The organism is Streptomyces griseorubiginosus (assembly GCF_036345115.1).
Taxonomy (GTDB): domain Bacteria; phylum Actinomycetota; class Actinomycetes; order Streptomycetales; family Streptomycetaceae; genus Streptomyces; species Streptomyces griseorubiginosus_C.
On the sequence record NZ_CP107766.1, the window covers coordinates 1,501,840 to 1,520,761 of the forward strand.

The window sequence follows — 18,922 nt, forward strand, 5'->3', positions numbered from 1 at the left end:
CTGTGCATGTGCTGATCCCTTCGTGTGGGGGTGCTGCGGTCTCAGCTCCGCAGCCAGACCGCGGTGTCCTTCGGGAGTCGGCCCGCGGGGTCCAGGGGGCCGCTGGCGAGGATCAGTTCGCTGTGTACGGGCAGGTCCGCGGGGGTCTCGGCGAGGTTCACCGCGCACAGGACGCCACCGGCCCGGGCGAAGGCGAGGACGCCTTCGGGGGCGGGCAGCCAGGTGAGCGGGCCGTCCCCGAGGACCGGTCGGGCCCTGATCGCCTCGCGGTACAGACTGAGCATCGACCCCGGATCCACGGCCTGCCGGTCCACCGCGTACGACGCCCAGCCGGCCGGCTGCGGCAGCCAGGGCTCCTCGTGCGGTCCGAATCCCGCGTGGGGCGCCTTGGCCGTCCACGGCAGCGGCACCCGGCAGCCGTCCCGCCCCGGGTCGGTGCCTCCGGAGCGGAAGTGCATCGGGTCCTCGATGCGGTCGCGGGGGATGTCCGCCTCGGGCAGGCCCAGCTCCTCGCCCTGGTAGACGTAGACGGCGCCGGGCAGCGCGAGCGAGAGCAGGGCCGCCGCGCGGGCGCGCCGGGTGCCGAGGGTGAGGTCGCTCGGGGTGCCGAAGGCTTTGGTCGCGAAGTCGAAGCCGGTGTCGGTGCGGCCGTAGCGGGTCACCGTGCGCGTGACGTCGTGGTTGCACAGGACCCAGGTGGCGGGGGCGCCGACCGGGGCGTGCTCGGCGAGGGTCGTGTCGATCGAGGCGCGCAGTCGCTCGGCGTCCCAGGGGCAGGACAGGAAGGAGAAGTTGAACGCGGTGTGCAGCTCGTCGGGGCGCAGGTAGCGGGCGAAGCGCTCGGTGTCGGGGAGCCAGACCTCACCGACGAAGACGCCGTCGTACTCGTCGGCGACGGCCCGCCAGGAGCGGTAGATGTCGTGGAGTTCGTCGCGGTCGACGAAGGGGTGCGGGTGGGGGTCGGTGGCGAGGTCGGGCAGCTCGGGGTCCTTGGCGAGCAGGGCGGCGGAGTCGATGCGGACGCCCGCCACGCCCCGCTCGAACCAGAAGCGCAGGATGTCCTCGTGCTCCTGGCGGACCGCCGGGTGGGCCCAGTTGAGGTCGGGCTGCTCCGGGGTGAACAGGTGCAGGTACCAGTCGCCGTCGGGCAGCCGGGTCCACACGGGCTCGGTGGAGCCGACGAACTGGGACGGCCAGTCGTTGGGCGGGAGTTCGCCGTGCTCACCGCGTCCGGGCCGGAAGTGGAACAGCTCGCGTTCGGGGCTGCCGGGGCCCGCCTTCAAGGCCGCCTGGAACCAGGGGTGTTGGTCGGAGACGTGGTTGGGCACGATGTCGACGATCGTGCGGATGCCCGACTCCCGTGCCTCCGCGACGAGTTTCTCCGCCTCCGCGAGGGTCCCGAAGGCCGGGTCGATCGCGCGGTAGTCGGCGACGTCGTAGCCTCCGTCCTTCATCGGTGAGAGGTACCAGGGGTTGAACCACAGGGCGTCCACACCGAGTTCGGCGAGGTACGGCAGCCTGGCGCGGACCCCGGCGAGGTCGCCGGTGCCGTCCCCGTCGCCGTCGGCGAAGCTGCGGACGTAGACCTGGTAGATGACGGCGGAGCGCCACCAGTCCTGCTGTGCCACGGAGCCTGCCTTTCTGCGGGGAGGAGGTCAGCCCTTCGTGCTGCCCGCGCTGATCCCGGCGACGATGTGCCGCTGGAAGACGAGGAAGAGGGCGACCATCGGGATGCTGGCGATCACCATCGCGGCGATGAGCACGGTGAGCTGGATGTTCTGCGACAGCTGGACGAGTGCCACGCCGATGGGCTGTTTGTCGGTGTCGGAGAAGACCATCAGCGGCCAGAGGAAGTCCTGCCACACGGCGACCAGCGCGAAGATCGACACCACTCCGAGGACCGGCCTGGACATGGGCAGCACGATCGACCACAGGACGCGCAGCTTCCCGGCCCCGTCCATCTCGGCGGCCTCCAGCACGTCGCGCGGGATCTGGTCGAAGAACCGCTTGAGCAGATACAGGTTGAAGGCGTTGGCGACGGCCGGCAGCCAGATGGCGAGCGGGTCGTTGAGCAGGCCCAGGTCGGCCACGGTCAGGTACTTGGGTACGACCAGGGCCTGGGCCGGGACCATGAGCGTGGCGAGGATCCCGCCGAGGATCACCTTGCCGAAGGCGGGGTTCAGCCGGGACAGGGCGTAGGCGGCCGCCGTGCACAGGACCAGCTGGAACGCCCAGGCGCCGGCGGCCTGGACCACGGTGTTCCACAGGTGCTGCGGGAGCTGCATCAGGTCCCAGGCGTCGGTGTAGCCGCCGAGGTGCCACTGCTCGGGGAGGAGGGTGGGTGGAGTGCGGGTCACCTCGTCCGGTGACTTCATCGCGCCGGTGACCATCCAGTACACGGGGAAGAGGAAGGCGAGCGCGAAGAGGGCGACGACCGTGGTGAAGACGGTCCAGTAGGCCGCCTTGCCGCGCGGGCGGGCGAGCGCCGCCGGGGAGACCAGCGTGCGGGTGCTCATGCCGCGTCCCCCTCTCCGGAACGGGTGAGGCGCAGGTACACGGCGGAGAAGGCGCCCAGGAGCAGCAGGAGCATGACGCTCAGCGCGCAGGCGCCGCCGAAGTCGTTGTAGAGGAAGGCGTATTTGTAGATCAGGTAGAGGACGGTGACCGTGGCGTTCTCCGGTCCGCCGCCGGTGATCACGAACGGTTCGGTGAAGACCTGCATGGTGGCGATGATCTGAAGGAGCATCAGCATGAGGATGACGAACCGGGTCTGAGGGATCGTCACATGGCGGATGCGCTGGAGGAGGTTCGCGCCGTCCAGTTCGGCGGCCTCGTACAGCTCACCGGGGATGGACTGGAGCGCGGCCAGGTAGATCAGGACGGTGCCGCCCATGTTGGCCCAGGTCGCCACGATGACGAGGGAGACCAGCGCGGTGTCGGCGCCGTTGGACCAGTTCGAGGTGGGCAGGTGGAGGAAGCGCAGCGCCTCGTTGGCGAGGCCGGCTCCCGGGTCGTAGAACCACTTCCACAGCAGCGCGCTGACCACCGGCGGGATCATCACCGGGAGGTAGACCACGACCCGGAAGAACGCCTTGGCGTGCCGTAGTTCGTTGAGGACGAGTGCCATGACGAACGGGATCGCGAAGCCGATGAGCAGGGCCAGCAGCGTGAAGGTGAGGGTGTTGCGCCAGGCGGCGGTGAACTCGGGGTCGTGCCAGACGCGGGTGAAGTTGGCGGTGCCGACCCATTCGGGGTCGGAGCCGGGCGTGTACTTCTGGAAGGCGATCACGACGGCGCGGATCGCCGGGTACCAGGAGAACAGGGCGAAGCAGACCAGGCCGCCGAGGAGGAAGCCGTAGGCGCGGGCCTGATCGGTGAGGCGGCGCCGCCTCCCGTCCCCTGCGGGAGGCGGCGCCTGCACCGGGTGGACGGCGACTTCCGCGAGCCGCTCGGCCGTCTTCGTCATGCCGGTCAGCCCCTGGCCAGGATGCCGTCGATCTTCGTCGAGGCGTCCTTCAGGAGCTGGTCGATGTCGGCGTCCTTCTTGGTGAGGACGGCGGAGACGGCACCGTCGAGGACGGAGTAGATCTGCTGGGCGTGCGGCGGCTCGATCTTCATGTCCAGGTTCTGGTTGCCGTCGAGGAAGGCCTGGTAGTTCTCCACCGGCACATTGGCGTTGGCCTTCTTGACCTGCTGGTCCTTGGTGTCGGCGGCGCCGGTGAACAGGCGCGGTTCGGGCAGGCCGACCGGGGCGTCGGCCTTCTTGGCGCGGGCGTAGTCGCCGAGGAAGCCTGATCCGGGGGTGAGGAACATGTGGTCGAGCCACTTGAGAGCGGCCCTGATCTGGTCGGGGCTCGCCTTCTTGTTGACCATGTAGCCGTCGCCGCCGATGAGCGTGCCCTTGCCGCCGGGCATCGGGGCGAGGGCGAGGTCCTTGTAGTTTCCGCCCTTCTCCTTGACCAGGATCGGGATGTTGTCGGGGGCGGAGAGGTACATGCCGAGCTTGCCCGAACCCATCAGCTGCTGGACGTCGTTGATGACGAGGAGCTGCTTGCTGCCCATCGAGTCGTCGGTCCAGCGCATGTCGTGCAGGTTCTGGAGGACGGCCCGGCCCTCGGGGGTGTCGACGGTGGCCTTCTTCCCGTCGGCGCTGACGACGTCGCCGCCCTGGGAGTACAGCTCGGCGGTGAAGTGCCAGCCCCCTTGGTTCTGGGCGCTGTAGTCGGCGTACCCGACGGTGCCGTCGCCGAGTGCGGCGATCCTCTTGGCGTCCTCGCGCAACTCCGCCCAGGTGGCCGGGGGTTGCTCGGGGTCGAGGCCGGCCTTCTCGAAGAGCTTCTTGTTGTAGATCAGTCCCATCGAGTAGCCGGTGCGGGGGATGCCGTAGATCTTCCCGTCGACCGTGTAGATGTCGCGGAGTTGCCGCTGGAGGGTGCCGTAGCTCTTCAACTCCTTGAGGTACGGGGTGAGGTCGGCGGCCTGGTTGATGTCGACGACGTGCCGGGCGTCGGTGAAGTACGTGTAGAAGACGTCCTCCATCTGCCCGCCGGCGAGCTTGGCGTCGAAGGTCTTGGGGTCCTGGCAGGGGAACGCGTCGTGTGCGACGACGTCGATGTCCGGGTTCTGCTTCTCGAAGGACTCGATGTCCTGCTCGAAGAACCGGCGGTCGACCTTGGCGCTCTTGGGCGGCATGCAGTTGACCGTGATGCGGGTCTTGCCGCTCGCCGAGTCGTCGCCCGATCCACAGGCGGAGGCGGCGAGGGCAAGGGAGCAGACAGTGAGCGCGGCGAAGGTGCGGCGGTACCCGGTGCTTCTCATCGGTGGACCCCTCGTGGCAGGAGCGGTGGGCGCCGCACACTCAAGCACCGCCGACATCGGTCCGCAAGATGTCGCGCAGAATCTGTAATTATTCGACAGTCGGTTGGATCTCAGCCGCGCGGCGCTTGCGCGGTGGACCCCCGGACCACGAGTTCGGGTTCGAAGAGCAGCTCGTCGGCGGCTACGGCGGCACCTGCCACCTGCGCGTTCAGCAGTTCCACGGCCGCGCGCCCCATGGCCTCGATGGGCTGGCGGACGGTGGTCAGCGGGGGCTCGGTGCAGTTCATGAGGGCGGAGTCGTCGTAACCGACCACCGACACCTGCCCCGGCACGTCGAGGCCCTTGCGGCGGGCGGCCCGGACGACGCCGAGCGCGAGGGGGTCGCTGGCGCAGATGAACCCGGTGACTCCGCGGTCGATCAGCCGGGAGGCCGCCGCGTGGCCGCCCTCGATGGAGAACATGGCCCGCGCGACCCGCTCCTCGGGCAGGTCGCCCAGCTGCCGGGCGGCGCTCAGCTTGCGCGCCGACGGCACGTGGTCCGCGGGCCCGAGCACCAGCCCGATCCGCTCGTGACCGAGGGAGGCCAGGTGCCGCCAGGCCTGTTCGACGGCGACCGCGTCGTCGCAGGAGACGGCCGGGAAGCCGAGGTCGTCGATGGCCGCGTTGACCAGCACCACCGGGATGTTGCGCTCGGCGAGCCGCCGGTAGTGGTCGTGGGGCGCGTCCGCCTGGGCGTAGAGCCCGCCGGCGAACACCACTCCGGAGACCTGCTGTTGCAGCAGCAGGTCCACGTAGTCGGCCTCGGAGACCCCGCCCTTGGTCTGGGTGCACAGCACCGGCGTCAGCCCGAGCTGGGCCAGCGACCCACCGATGACCTCGGCGAACGCCGGGAAGATCGGGTTCTGGAGCTCGGGCAGCACCAGCCCCACCAGCCGCGCCCGCTCCCCCCGCAGCTGGGTGGGCCTCTCGTAGCCGAGCACGTCCAGCGCGGACAGCACGGCCTGCCGGGTGCCCTCGGACACCCCCGGCTTGCCGTTGAGCACCCGGCTGACCGTGGCCTCACTGACCCCGACCTTCTGCGCCACCTCGGCAAGTCGTCGCGTCATGCGCGCAAGAATAGCGCAAGAAATGCAAGCTGCTTGCGTAGAGACGCCGGGCCGGCCCCGTGGAACGCCATGGGCTCCACGGGGCGGACGATTACTGACGAGGCGCCGTCGACGACCTGAACGCCGACGGTGCCCGTCAGGCCTCGGGGGTGGGTACCACCGTGAGGTGGTTCGCGGTGCGCCGCTGACGGCGCCGGGCGGTGGCCGGGCGGAGCACCAGGGTCAGTCTGGTGTAGCCGAGGTCGCGCAGGGTGCGCGGGGTCTCGTCGACGACCCGGCAGTCGGTGGCGCCCCAGCGCGGGTCCGGATGCACCAGGGGACGTACCGAGCCGTCGTGCTCCACGGCCTGCTCGCCGACCGCGCGGATCCAGTGCGGCAGGCCGTGCCGGTAGGCGGCCTCCATGATCGGGTCCTGGGCAATGTCCCGGCGGATCGCCTGGAGGCCGTGATCATGACCGTGCCGCTCCACCGCGGCCGCGAAGTGCGCGAGCATCGGCAGGCACCAGCGCGACTCGTGCTCGCCGAGGACGCTGCTCGCATCGGGGTGGAAGAGGACGAAGCGGAGGAAGTTGTCGCCCGGCATGGCGGTCGGATGCGGGCCCACGGCACGGAAAAGTGACGCGAAAGCGGTGTTGGCGAGGACGACGTCCCAGCGGTGGTCGACGACGACGGACGGGAAGGGGACGGCTTCCAGGAGCGTGGCGTAGTCCTGAAGGTACGCCTGGGCTTCGAGTCCCGCGGGGACGGGCCGCAGTTCCGACGGCTGCCCACCTGCCTGATATGCCATCGGGAGGTCACCCCTCTTGCCTATGCGGCCTTCACGCGGCGCCTTGATCCTGCTTCCCCGGAGCGAGGCGTGTCAACTATCGTGGCATTCCATGGCGGTTGACGGCTGAAATTGGCCACAGTTGTGGCGAGACCTGGATGTGAGTTCGAACAAGGGGCTACTCTCCGGGAAGTTCACGGCGACCGCCTGTGAGAAGTCGGGTGAGAGACGTAGGAGATCTGTCGGTGTCGGATGGCTTCGAGAGCCCGGACGACGCGGCAACGGTCGTACTGACGGCCGTCGTCGCCCGCGTCACCGCACTCGCCGACCGGCTCGGCGTGCCGCACGCGCAGGTCTTCGACACCGGCCGGCTGTCCGTCGCCTCCGGCGTCCCCGAACCCGTGGTCAAGGCCCTGCTGAGCGGACGCCCGGCGGGTGAACCCGACGTCCAGGCGCGGTTCCTCCAGCGGCTCGACCTGCTGCGCCGCACCCGGCTCAAGCCGGGCGGCCGCAAGTACACCCAGCAGGAGATCGCCGACGGGGCGGGCATGTCCCGGCAGCAGGCGGGCGCCCTCATCAACGGCGACCGCCGTCCCACCATGGAGCACTGCGACGCCATCCAGCGCTTCTTCCGGGTGCACGCGGGCTTCCTCACGGCCGAGGACCCCGAGGCGCTCGCGGGCGCCCTCCAGCACACCGAGCAGGAGCTGCTGCACAAGCTCGCCGACCGGGAGCGGGAGGCCGCGGCGGCCGCCCACGACCCGTTGGAGCGGCTGCTCCAGGACCACGGCGTCCGCGGGATCGCCTGGCGGGCCGCGCAGCTGCCCACCGACCAGCACCGTGACAAGGTCGCCGAGTGGCTGGACATGCTCCTGGAGAGCGTCAAGCGACCCGAGTCCTGATCCGGGAGACAACTGTGGGCATCGGTAAGCACATGCGCCGCCTCAGCGGCGAGTTGGTGGCGGAGCTGGAGCTGACCGCGCCGGCCCGGCCCGAGGTCCTGTACGGCGCCCTGTGCGAGGCGATGAGCAGACGCCGGGGCCGCCCGGTCCACTTCCGTACGGCACCCTTCCCGCCCGGCACCGCGAGCGGACTGTGGCTCGACATGGCCGACCAGGACCTCGTCGTGATCGAGGAACGCACCGCGCCCGACCACCAGTTGGTGATCCTCGGCCACGAGCTGTGGCACATGAACGCCGGCCACTGCTCCCACCACGTCGAGGGCGCCGCGGTCGCCGCCCGCCTCCTCCACGACGACGCCGACCTCCAGGCCACGGTCCGCAAGGTCGCCGCGCGCAGCCGCTTCGAGCTCGCCGACGAGCGGGACGCGGAGAGCTTCGGTCTGCTGCTGGCCAGCAAGTGCCGCACCCTGCTGGCCGGTTCGGCGCTGCGGGGGCCGGCGCAGCGGGACCATCTGGCCGGGCGCATCGAGGCGTCGCTCGGGTACCGCGGACCGCAGGGCTGAGCAGCGCCCCTCAGGTGGCGCTGCGTTCACTCGCCTCCCTCAGGTCCCGCTCCACGGCACGCGCACGCGTGCCGTCCGGCCGCCCCTCGCGCAGCAGGTCCCGCCAGCGGTCCCGGCTCCAGTGCGCCGGGGCCGTCGTGGCGGTGAACTCCTCGATCAGCGAGACGAACCGGGCGGGATCGGTGTGGAACGGGAAGTGGCCCGCGCCCTCGAAGATCTCCAGCCGGCTGCCGGGCATCGCCTCGTGCGCGCCGAAGGCGTGCCGCACGGGCACCACGCTGTCGCGGTCGCCCCACAGCAGCATGGTCGGCATGCCCTCGGTGAGGTAGCAGCGGTCGAGCATGGTGACGACCTGGCCGCGCCAGTCGACGACCGCGCGCAGCGTGCGGACGAAGGCGTTGCGGGAGGTCTCGTCGGGGAGCGCGTCGACGAGGTTCAGGAGGTCCGGGGCGTCCTGGCCGAGGTCGGTGTCGAGGAGCTTCATCAGGCGAACGGCGAGGCCCACTTGGAGCCGCATGCCGGGCAGCCGCAGCGCGGACAGCACGAGGTGGGCACCGGGCAGCGACACCAGCCGCAGCACGGGGTTGACCTCGCGGCCCACACCGCCCGCGCCGACCAGGACGAGCCGCTCGGTGCGCTCGGGGAACTGGTAGGCGAACTGCATCGCCACTCCCCCGCCCAGCGAGTGCCCGACCAGGGTGGCCGACTCGATGCCGAGGGTGGTGAGCAGATCCCGCACGCCGTTGGCGTACGCGGCCACCGAGTAGTCGGCGCGCGGCTTGTCGGATTCGCCGTGACCGAGCAGGTCGGGGGCGATCACGGTGTGGGTGCGCGCGAGGTCGGGGATCAGGTCGGCCCAGGTCCTGGAGGAGTCCCCGATGCCGTGCACGAGCACCAGCGCCGGGCCCTCGCCTGCCATGCGGTAGGCCCGGCGGTACCCGTGCACCACGCGGTACCGCAGCTCCAGTTCGGCGTCGTCCACCGGGCGCAGCCGGACGGCGCGCGCAGGTCGCCCGCGCGGGTTCTCGACCACGCGCTCACCTCCTCCTCGTCCTCCGGCCGCGGCAAGGCGGCCGAAAGCCCTTCCTCCCAGCGTAGGACCGGTTTCCCCAGGGTGGTTTCGAGGAGGTTTCGCCTCCGCTAAGCGGGCGAACACGAGGGCGCGGAAGCCGGATTGTCAGTGGTGGACGGCAAGCTGGAGATGCACACCCGTGCGGGGTGCGACCGACGTGCCCCGGCCGGGGGCGCGACCGACGCCGACTTGGGGAGAGCCGCCGATGCCCACCGCCGTACTGACCGACCGTGAGCGCACCGCCGTCCAGGCGTATCTGCGGCTGCTGCACACGGTCCGAGCCGCTTTCGACACCGCGTCGGGTCCGCCCGACACCGCCCGGCCACCGGTGGTCCCGCCGGCGGTCCTCGCCGAGGCCGAACAGGCCCTGGCCGACGCGGGCCTCGCGGGCAACGAGGAGGGTTTCTTCCGGCTGCTGCGGAGCTGGTGCCCGCCGGAGCCATAGGGGGTGCCGGGGGGCGTGCCGCGCGCTCAGGCGTGCGGCACCGTCATCGAGGTCGCGACGAGCCCGTCCCGGATCGTCCAGCGGCCCTCGAGGACGCCGCGGCGCACACCGCCCACCAGCGGGCCGGGCACGAGGAGTTCGGCCCGCAGAGTGCCGCCGAGGGCCTTGCCCGGGTCGACGTGGATCGCGATGTCCGCCCCGGAGAAGTCCAGCCACTTGCCGGTCAGGGGGAACCACGCCTTGTAGACGGACTCCTTGGCGCTGAACAGCAGCCGGTCCCAGTGGACGGCGGGGTGCGTGCCGGCGAGCTCGCTCAGCCGGACCCGCTCGCCCGGCAGGGAGACGCTCTCCAGCACGCCCTCCGGGAGCGGCCCGTGCGGTTCGGCGTCGATGCCGAGGGAGGCCAGGTCGGCAGACCGGACCAGGGCCGCGGCGCGGTAGCCGTCGCAGTGGGTCATGCTGCCGGTGAGTCCGGCCGGCCATTGGGGAGCACCGCGTTCGCCGGGCAGGAGCGGCTGCGCCGGCACACCGAGTTTCTCCATGGCGCGCCGGGCGCAGGCGCGCACCTGGGCGAACTCCCGGCGCCGCTTGGGGACGGCGAGAGCGATCAGCTCGGCCTCCTCGGGGTACAGCCAGGCGTTCTCCGGCTCGTCGGCGCCGTACGCCTCGACGGCGACCACCGAGTCCGGCAGGAGTTCCCCGATCATCGTGCGCCGACCTCCCCGGGCACGATCCGGCGCGGCCGGCCCGGCGGCTCCGGCCGCTTGCGCCACTCCCGTGGGTAGCCCACCGACACCTCCTCGAAGCGGACCCCCTCGTGCCAAGTGGTGCGGGGGATGTGCAGATGGCCGTAGACCATCGTCTCGACGCGGAAGCGGCGGTGCCAGTCGGCGGTCAGCGTGGTGCCGCACCACATGGCGAACTCGGGGTACCACAGGACGTCCGTGGGGTGCCGGTCGAGCGGGTAGTGGTTGACGAGGACGGTGGGCAGGTCGTCGGGGAGGGCGTCGAGCCGGCGCTCGGTCTCGGCGACCCTGGCCCGGCACCAGGCCTCGCGGGTCGGGTAGGGGTCGGGGTGCAGCAGGAACTCGTCGTTGCAGACGATGCCGGTGCCCTTCGCGTACTCCAGGCCCTGTTCCTTGGTGGTGCAGCCGGCCGGCAGGAACGAGTAGTCGTACAGCAGGAACAGCGGGGCGACGGCGACCGGCCCGCCGGGGCCGTCCCAGACGGGGTAGGGGTCCTCGGGGGTGAGGACGCCCAGGTCCCGGCACATCGCGACGAGGTGCTCGTAGCGGGCGACCCCGCGCAGGGTGACGGTGTCCTTCGGGTGGGTCCACAGTTCGTGGTTGCCGGGCGCCCAGACGACCTTGCGGAAGCGGCCGGAAAGGGTTTCCAGGGCCCAGCGGACGTCGGCGACGGTCTCCGCGACGTCACCGGCCACCAGGAGCCAGTCCTCGTCGGTCCCGGGGCGCAGCGCTTCGACGAGGGCGCGGTTCTCGGGGTAGCCGATGTGCAGGTCGCTGATGGCCAGAAGCTGTGCCGCGGCACCGGCCGTTGACGTCACTTTCGCCCCCTCCGAGCACCCGAGTGGGACCACGACAACACATTTGGTTTGCCGGTACAAGAGTGGATCGCCCGAGGCGGCTCCATGATCGGGTTCATGGGCGCGTTCATGATCGGGGAATCCGTAACACGGGCGTTGCACGCGGGACCCCTGGAAAGCCGTATGATCGCCCCAACACCACCGCATGGAACTTCCCTTCGCAAGGGGCGGTTTGGTGTCCCTCCATTCACCCTGCCCGGGCACGGGCCCGCTTCGCCCTGCCCGAAAATGCCCGAAAGGCGGCCTGCATGCTCTCTCGCGTACGCGTCTGGCTCAACCGCACGTACGCGGAGAACGTGTTCTTCATGGATCAGTTGCGGCGAAATCCCAGCGATCGCGCCGTCGAGATCCACGCGACGCACGGCGACCCCGACTCGCCCGTGCTGGCCGCCGCGGACACCGCCGAGCTGGAGCCGGAGGGCCTGTCCCCCGCCGCCTACGTCGAGTTCGCCCTCGACCAGTGCCAGCGGCGCGGTATCGACGTGTTCGTGCCCCGGCTGCACCAGGCGGCGATCGTGGCCCACCGGGCCGACTTCGCCGCGGTCGGTACGGCGCTGCTGGCGCCGCCGCCGGAGGGCGTGGCCGTCTTCCACGACAAGGTCGTCGCCTACGAGGCGGTCCAGGCGATCGGCGTCCCGGTGCCGCCGTGGTGGCGGGTGCGGACCGCGGACGAGCTGGTCACGGCTGTGGAGCAGCTGGAGGCGGACGGGCACAAGGCGTGCTTCAAGCCGGCGTCCGGCGCGGGCGGGGTGGGCTTCCGGGTCATCACGCGCGCCCCCTTCTCGCTCGCGCAGCTCAACGGCTTCCCCAGCCCGTACGTGTCGCTCGACATGGTCGTCGAGGCGCTTCAGCAGGCCGACGATCCGGTGGACTGGCTGGTCATGCCGCGTCTTGAGCAGCCGGAGGTGTCGGTGGACACGCTCACCGGCACCGACAACCGGGTGCGGCTGGCGATCGGCCGCACGAAGAACGGGCGCCGGCGCGGGTTCACGCAGCACGAGCAGTGGCTGGAGCCGGCGCGGCTGATCGCCGAGGGGTTCGGGCTGCACTACCTGTCCAACATCCAGTTCCGGATGTTCGGTGACCGTCCGGTGCTGATGGATGTCAACACGCGGCCCGCCGGGGGGCTGCACCAGCTGTCCCTGTGCGGGGTCAACGTGCCGTGGGCCGCTGTGCAGTTGGCGCTCGGGGAGGAGACCGGGGTGATCGAGCCGCCGTTCCTGGGGCAGGACTACACGGTGGTGTCGGGGCCGCGGCAGTTGCGGCCGGTGTCGATTCCGGCCCAGCGGGGTGAGGTGTCCGAGCTGTTGCCCGCTGTGCCGGCGCCGGCGGCTGCGGAGCCTGTTGCCATTGAGGTCGCGGGACAGGTACTGCCGCTTTAGGTTGTCTGCCGGGCGCGGGTGGATTGTGGCTGGTCGCGCAGTTCCCCGCGCCCCTGCGTAGGTTCCAGTTCCTGTCCGTCGTCTTGACAGGGTCATTGGTCCATACCAACTTGGTTGCGCACCCCCTGCTCCTCTCTGCACTCCCGAACACCCCCATTTCTTCAGGGAGATCGCGTGCGCAACCCACTCAGACGTTCCAGAGTTCTCGCGTTCCTCGGTGCCGTCGGCCTCGCGTTCGGTGGAGCCGTCGCTCTTCCGGGTACGGCCCAGGCGGCCAACATCCTGGGCAATCCCGGCTTCGAGTCGGGCTCCCTCTCCCCCTGGACCTGCACCGGCAACCTCGGTTCCGTCGTCTCCTCTCCCGTGCACGGGGGCTCCAAGGCCCTTCAGGGCGCGGTGAGTTCGAGCGACAACGCGCAGTGCAGCCAGACCGTCGCCGTGCAGCCGAACACCACGTACAAGCTCAGCGGCTGGGTGCGCGGCTCGTACGTGTATCTGGGGGTGAACGGCGGCCCCTCCACCTGGACGACCTCGCCGTCGGCGTACGCCCAGCTCACCACGAGCTTCACCACCGGTGCCGCGCAGACCAGCGCCACCCTCTACGTCCACGGCTGGTACGCCCAGGGCAGCTACTATGCCGATGACGTGAGCCTCGACGGCCCGGGCGGTGGCGGCGGTTCGGACACCCAGGCGCCGAGCGCGCCGACCGGGCTGACCTCCACCGGCAAGACCTCCTCCAGCGTGTCGCTGAAGTGGAACGCCTCGACGGACAACGTGGGGGTGACGGCGTACGACGTCTACAGCGGCGCCAACAACGTCCTGACCGTCTCCGGAACGTCCGCCACGGTGAGCGGGCTCTCGCCCAGCACGGCGTACACCTTCACCGTCAAGGCACGCGACGCCGCCGGCAACGTCTCCGGCGCCTCCAACTCCGTGAGCGTGACCACGGACGCGGGCACCGGTGGCGGCACCGGCTTCAAGCAGGCCGCGCCCTACCTGTACGAGGGCTGGGGCGATCCGCCGAACCCGGCGACCGTGATGAGCGCGACCGGCGTCAAGTGGTTCACGATGGCGTTCATGCTGGACTCCGGTGGCTGCAACCCCGCCTGGGACAGCACCCGGCCGCTGACCGGCGGCGTCGACCAGACCGCCATCAACCAGATCCGCGCGGCCGGCGGTGACATCGTGCCGTCGTTCGGCGGCTGGCAGGGCAGCAAGCTCGGCGCCAACTGCTCCTCGGCGAGCGCGCTCGCGGCGGCCCTCCAGAAGGTGATCGACGCCTACTCGCTCAAGGCGATCGACATGGACATCGAGAACACCGACGAGTTCGAGAACGAGGCCGTACAGGCGCGGATCCTCACCGCCCTGAAGACGGTGAAGGCCAACAACCCGGGCCTGAAGACCATCGTCACCTTCGGCACCTCGACCACCGGGCCGACCTACTACGGCAACCGGCTCATCGAGCAGGCGCAGTCGCTCGGCGCGAACATCGACGTCTTCACGATCATGCCGTTCGACTTCGGCGGCGGCTCCGACATGTACGGGAACACCGTGAACGCCACGGAGGGGCTGAAGGCCAAGCTGAAGTCGACCTTCGGCTGGGACGACGCCACCGCGTACTCCCACATCGGCATCTCCGGCATGAACGGCCTCTCCGACCAGCAGGAGAACACGACCCCGGCGATCTGGACCCAGATCCGTGACTGGGCCAACTCCCACCACATCGCACGGCTCGCGTTCTGGTCGGTCAACCGCGACCGGCCCTGCCCGGGCGGTGGAGTCGTCAGCAACTGCTCCGGGATCAGCCAGAGCAACTGGCAGTTCACCTCGATCACGGCCGGCTTCACCGGCTGAACAGGAAGGTGCCTGCCGGACCGACGGACCGGCTGTGCAGACAGGTGCCTGCCGGTCCCTCAACCGGCAGGCACCCGCCCAGCATTGGCGGAACCGGTCAGAACCGGCCCGAGCCCCGGTACAGCTCCAGCTCCCCTTCCAGCTCGACCTTGAGGACAGTGGCGTACGGGTCGAGGTCCGCCGCGGCCGGCGGGTCGATCCACACGATGCCCACGGCCTCGTGGAGTCCGCCGACGACCCGGTGACCGAGTTCCGTGCCGGTGCCGAGGACGGTGACCCTGCGGACCGGGGTGACCAGTCCGCGCAGGCCGATCTCGGCGCGCGGCGCGTCGAAGAGGACCAGGTAGAGCGTCCGGCCGTCCGCGGAGAGGGTGCTGGGACCGTAGTGGTGCCCGGCGGGCAGTCCGCGCCGGCTCCCGTACACCGCCTCGGAGTGCTTGCCGATCCACTCCCCCAGCCCCTCCAGGCGCTCGACCTGCGGCTGCGGGATGGTGCCGTCCTCCATCGGACCGACGTCGAGCAGCAGGTTGCCGCCCCCGCCGATGGTCTCCGTGAAGTAGCGGATGATCTGGGCGAGCGACTTGTGGTTGTGGTCGTGGTGCTGGTACCCCCACGAGTCGTTGATCGTCAGGCACAACTCCCAGGGACCGTCCGGCGGTTCGATGGGGGCGCCCTGCTCGGGGGTGGCGTAGTCGCCCTCGCTGAGCATGCGCGCGTTGAAGACGACGTCCGGCACGTGCGAGCGGATCAGCGCGGCGAGTTCGGGGATGCGCCACTGCTCCTCGCTGCGGTCCCACTCGCCGTCGAACCACATCAGGTCCGGCCGGTACCGGGAGGCCAGCTCGCGGATCTGACCGTCCCGGTAGGCGATGAACCGCTCCCAGGCGTCCAGGTCCTCGTCCTCGGCGGCGACCTCGGAGTACCGGTTGTCCTCCTGCTCCGGCGGACGGCCCGGCTTGCGCGTGGAGGCGTAGTCCGGGTGGTTCCAGTCGGAGTGGGAGTAGTAGAAGCCGACCTTCAGCCCCTTCTCCCGCAGGGCGTCCGTGTAGGGGCCGACGTAGTCCTTGCCGAGGTTGAGGTCGCCGAACTCCGTGTCCCACAGGGCGACTCCGTCGTGGTGCCGGGTCGTCAGCACCGCGTACTTCGCACCCGCGCGGGCGAACAGGTCGGCCCACTCGCGCGGGTCGTACTTGGCGCCGGTGAAGCGCTCCAGCTGGGACATGTACTGGTCGTGCGGGACGATGTCGTCGTAGAACGACCAGGACTCCTGGACGCCGTCGACGGCGTAGATGCCCCAGTGGATGAAGATCCCCAACTTGGCGTCGGTGAACCAGGGTTGCATGGCCATGCGTCAGCCCCTCCGCAACCGGAGCGTCAGCACCTGGAAGGGGCGCAGCGCGACCGGCACGCCGCCGTCCTCGACGGGGGCGTCCTCCAGCGGGCGCTCCAGCAGGTCGGTGATCCGGGCTCCGGCCAGCGGGAAGCCGGTGCGCAGCACGCCCGTCGCGCGGCCGCCGCCGGACTCGTAGAGCCGGACCACCACGTCGCCGGACTCGTCGTCGGCGAGCTTGACCGCCTCGACCGTGACGTTCTCGCCGTCGACCGAGACGACCGGCTCGGGGGCACCGGCCGCGTCCGCCACCCGCAGGGGCAGGTTGAGGGAGTAGCCCTCGGCGACGGTGTCCTCGATGCTCGCGCCGGGCAGCAGCGAGTAGGTGAAGCGGTGCTTGCCCTGGTCGGCCTCCGGGTCCGGGATGCGCGGGGCGCGGACCAGGCTGAGGCGGACCGTGGTGGTCGTACCGCCGTCCTCGCGGACCGTGCGGGAGACGTCGTGGCCGTAGGTGGAGTCGTTGAGGACCGCGACGCCGTAGCCCGGTTCGGCGACGTGCACCCAGCGGTGGCCGGAGACCTCGAAACGGGCCGACTCCCAGGTGGTGTTGGTGTGGGTGGGCCGCTGGACGTGGCCGAACTGGATCTCCGCGGAGGAGTGCGCGGCGCGCACGTCCACCGGGAAGGCCGCCTTGAGGATCTTCTCGGCCTCGTGCCAGTCGATCTCGGTCGCGAAGTCGATACGGGGGCTGTCGGCGCGCACGGAGATCGTCTGGGTGATCGTCGAGCCCTTGCCGAAGGAGCGGGTCACGCGGATCGCGCCCTCCAGCGGGTCCTCGGAGACGACCTCCACGGACGAGGCCTCCAGGAGGTCCGTGTACCGGTTCCGGTAGTGGCTGTCGATGTCCCAGGCGTCCCAGTAGTTCGGGAGGTCGGTGTGCAGGCGGAGCAGGTTGCCCGCGGAGGCGAGGACTTCGCGGCCCGCGCGCACGTCATAGACGGACTCGAGGGTGCCGTCCTCGGCGACCGACACCCGCACCAGGCCGTTGTCGAGCACCCGGCCCGACACCCGCACCGGCTGCGCGGGCTCCGCGTCGGCCAGCGGGGCGCTGCCGTTCGCGGGCACCTCGACGTACGCCGGCGCCTGATCGGCCGTACGCACCACCTCGGACCGGTCGAACGGGCTGGTGTTGAAGACCCGGGTGCTCCCGGCGCCGAGCGCGGCCACCGCCTCGGCGGTCAGCGCCTCCAGCTCCTCGGCCACACGGGCGTACTCGGCCTCGGCCTCGCGGTGCACCCAGGCGATCGAGGAGCCCGGCAGGATGTCGTGGAACTGGTGGAGGAGGACCGTCTTCCACAGGCGGTCGAGCTTCTCGTACGGGTAGGAGTAGCCCGGCGCGTGCAGCGCGGCCGTGGTCGCCCACAGCTCGGCCTCGCGCAGCTTGTGCTCGGAGCGCCGGTTGCCCTGCTTGGTGCGGGCCTGGGAGGTGTAGGTGGCGCGGTGCAGCTCCAGGTAGAGCTCGCCGACCCAGACGGGGGCGTCCGGGTACTCGGCGCGGGCCTGGGCGAAGAAGTCGTCCGGGTGCTCGACGACGACCTTGGGCGAGCCCTCGAGGTCGGCGAGGCGCCGGGCGCGTTCCATGATCTCGCGGGTGGGGCCGCCACCGCCGTCGCCCCAGCCGAACGGGGCGAGCGAGCGGGTGCCGCCGCCCTTCTCCGAGTAGTTGCGGACCGCGCGGTCCATCTCCTCGCCGCTGAAGCGGGCGTTGTAGGTGTCGACCGGCGGGAAGTGCGTGAAGATGCGGGTGCCGTCGATGCCCTCCCACCAGAAGGTGTGGTGGGGGAACTTGTTGGTCTGGTTCCAGGAGATCTTCTGGGTGAGGAACCACTCGTTGCCGGCGAGCTTGGCGAGCTGCGGGTAGGCGGCGGTGTAGCCGAAGGAGTCCGGGAGCCAGACGCCCTTGGTCTCGATGCCGAAGTGCTCGATGAAGAACCGCTTGCCGTGGATGAGCTGGCGGGCCATGGCCTCGCCGCCGGGCAGGTTGCCGTCGGCCTCCACCCACATGCCGCCGACGGGGGCCCACTGGCCCTTCTTCACGGAGTCCTGGATGCGGGCCCAGACGTGCGGGTAGTTGTCGCGCACCCACTCGTACTGCTGGGCCTGCGAGCAGGCGAAGATGAAGTCCTCGTACTCGTCGGCGAGCGCGGTGACGTTGGAGAAGGTGCGGGACGTCTTGCGCTTGGTCTCGCGGATCGGCCAGAGCCAGGCGGAGTCGATGTGGGCGTGGCCGACACCGGAGACGGTGTGTGCGCTGGCGTGCGCGGGCTTGGCCAGGACGGGGGCCAGCACCTCGCGGACGGCGGTGGCGCTGCCGGAGACGTCGTCCAGGTCGAGGGCGTCCATGGCGCGGTCCAGGGCGTGCAGGATCTCGTGGCGGCGGGGCTCGTGGTCGGGGAGGTGGACCATCAGCTCGCGCAGCACCTGGAGGTCCAGGTCGAGGTGGAAGACCTCCTCGTCGAGGACGGCGAGGTCGGCGCGCTGGAAGGTGTAGAGGGGCGCGGAGCCGGCCGTGAGCTTGTCGCCCATCGGCGTGGTCTTCGAGAAGTTGTCCTTGAGGATGTCCGGGTTGGAGGCGGCCTCGACCAGGTAGTCGATCTGCTCGCCGCCGGTCGCCGGGTTGGCGATGGGGACGTACTGGTTGAGGGGGTTGACGGCCTTCAGGGGGCGGCCGTCGGCCAGGTGGACCAGGGCCTCGGCCTGGTTTCCGGGCCAGTCGCCGACGAAGCCGAGGTCGATGACGGCCTCGACGCGCTTCCCGGCCCACTCGGCGGGCACCTGGCCGCGCATCCGGAACCAGGTGGTGCCCCAGGGCGGGCCCCACGGGGTGTTCATCGCGAAGGGCTCGTAGCGGGCCGCCGCGGCCTCCTCGAAGGAGACCGGCTCGCCCGGCGCCTGCCACGCCTCGACCTCGAAGGGGACGGTGGCCGCGTAGATCGCCGGCTTGATGCGCTGGTCGTGCGCGCGCTGGACGCGCTCCTCGATGCGGGTGCGTTCGTCGTGCATGAAAGGTCTCCAGAGAGG

Annotated in this window: 16 protein-coding genes; 5 read left to right on the forward strand and 11 right to left on the reverse strand. The window is 70.7% G+C overall.

The window, feature by feature from the left end; all coding sequences use genetic code 11:
• Window positions 1-41 precede the first annotated feature (41 nt).
• From OHN19_RS06980 to OHN19_RS07005, 6 genes are all read right to left on the reverse strand, one after another.
• Window positions 42-1,628: a glycoside hydrolase family 13 protein gene (locus OHN19_RS06980; RefSeq protein ID WP_330263306.1), complete on the reverse strand. Its 1,587-nt coding sequence runs from the start codon at window positions 1,626-1,628 to the stop codon at window positions 42-44.
• 27 nt (window positions 1,629-1,655) lie between these two features.
• Entirely contained in the window at window positions 1,656-2,516 is an 861-nt protein-coding gene (locus OHN19_RS06985) for a carbohydrate ABC transporter permease (RefSeq protein WP_330263307.1), read from the reverse strand.
• The gene (locus OHN19_RS06990; RefSeq protein ID WP_330263308.1) at window positions 2,513-3,466 is read right to left on the reverse strand and encodes a sugar ABC transporter permease; all 954 of its coding nucleotides are present in this window, start codon (window positions 3,464-3,466) and stop codon (window positions 2,513-2,515) included. The genes OHN19_RS06985 and OHN19_RS06990 overlap by 4 nt, the downstream gene beginning before the upstream one ends.
• A gap of 5 nt (window positions 3,467-3,471) precedes the next feature.
• On the reverse strand, window positions 3,472-4,818 hold the full coding sequence (locus OHN19_RS06995) for a sugar ABC transporter substrate-binding protein (RefSeq protein ID WP_330263309.1): 1,347 nt from the start codon (window positions 4,816-4,818) through the stop codon (window positions 3,472-3,474).
• Between the two features lie 110 nt (window positions 4,819-4,928).
• Window positions 4,929-5,924 carry a LacI family DNA-binding transcriptional regulator gene (locus OHN19_RS07000; RefSeq protein WP_330263310.1) on the reverse strand — a complete coding sequence of 332 codons (996 nt, stop codon included), beginning with the start codon at window positions 5,922-5,924 and terminating at the stop codon, window positions 4,929-4,931.
• 136 nt (window positions 5,925-6,060) lie between these two features.
• Complete coding sequence (locus tag OHN19_RS07005) at window positions 6,061-6,711, reverse strand: hypothetical protein (protein WP_330263311.1); 651 nt, start codon at window positions 6,709-6,711, stop codon at window positions 6,061-6,063.
• 224 nt (window positions 6,712-6,935) lie between these two features.
• On the opposite strand from OHN19_RS07005, the gene OHN19_RS07010 reads away from it, so the two are divergent.
• Window positions 6,936-7,592: a helix-turn-helix transcriptional regulator gene (locus OHN19_RS07010; protein WP_330263312.1), complete on the forward strand. Its 657-nt coding sequence runs from the start codon at window positions 6,936-6,938 to the stop codon at window positions 7,590-7,592.
• Window positions 7,593-7,624: 32 nt separating this feature from the next.
• Window positions 7,625-8,155: a toxin-antitoxin system, toxin component gene (locus OHN19_RS07015; RefSeq protein ID WP_330269543.1), complete on the forward strand. Its 531-nt coding sequence runs from the start codon at window positions 7,625-7,627 to the stop codon at window positions 8,153-8,155.
• Between the two features lie 10 nt (window positions 8,156-8,165).
• On the opposite strand, the gene OHN19_RS07020 is transcribed toward OHN19_RS07015, so the two are convergent.
• Window positions 8,166-9,188, reverse strand: coding sequence for an alpha/beta fold hydrolase (locus tag OHN19_RS07020; RefSeq protein WP_330263313.1), 1,023 nt, complete (start codon window positions 9,186-9,188; stop codon window positions 8,166-8,168).
• A gap of 244 nt (window positions 9,189-9,432) precedes the next feature.
• On the opposite strand from OHN19_RS07020, the gene OHN19_RS07025 reads away from it, so the two are divergent.
• Window positions 9,433-9,672, forward strand: a complete 240-nt coding sequence (locus OHN19_RS07025) for a hypothetical protein (protein WP_330263314.1) — start codon at window positions 9,433-9,435, stop codon at window positions 9,670-9,672.
• Between the two features lie 26 nt (window positions 9,673-9,698).
• Here OHN19_RS07025 and OHN19_RS07030 read toward each other — a convergent pair whose 3' ends face one another.
• Window positions 9,699-10,379: a 4'-phosphopantetheinyl transferase family protein gene (locus OHN19_RS07030; RefSeq protein WP_330263315.1), complete on the reverse strand. Its 681-nt coding sequence runs from the start codon at window positions 10,377-10,379 to the stop codon at window positions 9,699-9,701.
• Window positions 10,376-11,236, reverse strand: a complete 861-nt coding sequence (locus OHN19_RS07035; RefSeq protein WP_330263316.1) for a metallophosphoesterase — start codon at window positions 11,234-11,236, stop codon at window positions 10,376-10,378. The genes OHN19_RS07030 and OHN19_RS07035 overlap by 4 nt, the downstream gene beginning before the upstream one ends.
• A gap of 287 nt (window positions 11,237-11,523) precedes the next feature.
• Between OHN19_RS07035 and OHN19_RS07040 the strand changes: the two genes are divergently transcribed.
• Both OHN19_RS07040 and OHN19_RS07045 read left to right on the forward strand, forming a co-directional pair.
• Window positions 11,524-12,657: an ATP-grasp domain-containing protein gene (locus OHN19_RS07040; RefSeq protein WP_330263317.1), complete on the forward strand. Its 1,134-nt coding sequence runs from the start codon at window positions 11,524-11,526 to the stop codon at window positions 12,655-12,657.
• Window positions 12,658-12,831: 174 nt separating this feature from the next.
• Window positions 12,832-14,511 carry a carbohydrate binding domain-containing protein gene (locus tag OHN19_RS07045; protein WP_330263318.1) on the forward strand — a complete coding sequence of 560 codons (1,680 nt, stop codon included), beginning with the start codon at window positions 12,832-12,834 and terminating at the stop codon, window positions 14,509-14,511.
• Between the two features lie 97 nt (window positions 14,512-14,608).
• On the opposite strand, the gene OHN19_RS07050 is transcribed toward OHN19_RS07045, so the two are convergent.
• Both OHN19_RS07050 and OHN19_RS07055 read right to left on the reverse strand, forming a co-directional pair.
• A complete protein-coding gene (locus tag OHN19_RS07050; RefSeq protein ID WP_330263319.1) occupies window positions 14,609-15,859 on the reverse strand; it encodes an alpha-L-fucosidase in 1,251 nt (416 codons plus the stop codon).
• Window positions 15,860-15,862: 3 nt separating this feature from the next.
• A complete protein-coding gene (locus OHN19_RS07055) occupies window positions 15,863-18,904 on the reverse strand; it encodes an alpha-mannosidase (protein ID WP_330263320.1) in 3,042 nt (1,013 codons plus the stop codon).
• Window positions 18,905-18,922 lie beyond the last annotated feature (18 nt).

What these genes read in the sequence shown, in the direction of transcription:
- OHN19_RS07015 (WP_330269543.1), top strand. Translation starts at nt 7,625, where the DNA reads ATGCGCCGCCTCAGCGGCGAGTTGGTGGCGGAGCTGGAGCTGACCGCG.
- OHN19_RS06985 (WP_330263307.1), bottom strand. Translation starts at nt 2,516, where the DNA reads ATGAGCACCCGCACGCTGGTCTCCCCGGCGGCGCTCGCCCGCCCGCGC.
- OHN19_RS07005 (WP_330263311.1), bottom strand. Translation starts at nt 6,711, where the DNA reads ATGGCATATCAGGCAGGTGGGCAGCCGTCGGAACTGCGGCCCGTCCCC.
- OHN19_RS07055 (WP_330263320.1), bottom strand. Translation starts at nt 18,904, where the DNA reads ATGCACGACGAACGCACCCGCATCGAGGAGCGCGTCCAGCGCGCGCAC.
- OHN19_RS07025 (WP_330263314.1), top strand. Translation starts at nt 9,433, where the DNA reads ATGCCCACCGCCGTACTGACCGACCGTGAGCGCACCGCCGTCCAGGCG.
- OHN19_RS06990 (WP_330263308.1), bottom strand. Translation starts at nt 3,466, where the DNA reads ATGACGAAGACGGCCGAGCGGCTCGCGGAAGTCGCCGTCCACCCGGTG.
- OHN19_RS07000 (WP_330263310.1), bottom strand. Translation starts at nt 5,924, where the DNA reads ATGACGCGACGACTTGCCGAGGTGGCGCAGAAGGTCGGGGTCAGTGAG.
- OHN19_RS07040 (WP_330263317.1), top strand. Translation starts at nt 11,524, where the DNA reads ATGCTCTCTCGCGTACGCGTCTGGCTCAACCGCACGTACGCGGAGAAC.
- OHN19_RS06995 (WP_330263309.1), bottom strand. Translation starts at nt 4,818, where the DNA reads ATGAGAAGCACCGGGTACCGCCGCACCTTCGCCGCGCTCACTGTCTGC.
- OHN19_RS07030 (WP_330263315.1), bottom strand. Translation starts at nt 10,379, where the DNA reads ATGATCGGGGAACTCCTGCCGGACTCGGTGGTCGCCGTCGAGGCGTAC.
- OHN19_RS07050 (WP_330263319.1), bottom strand. Translation starts at nt 15,859, where the DNA reads ATGGCCATGCAACCCTGGTTCACCGACGCCAAGTTGGGGATCTTCATC.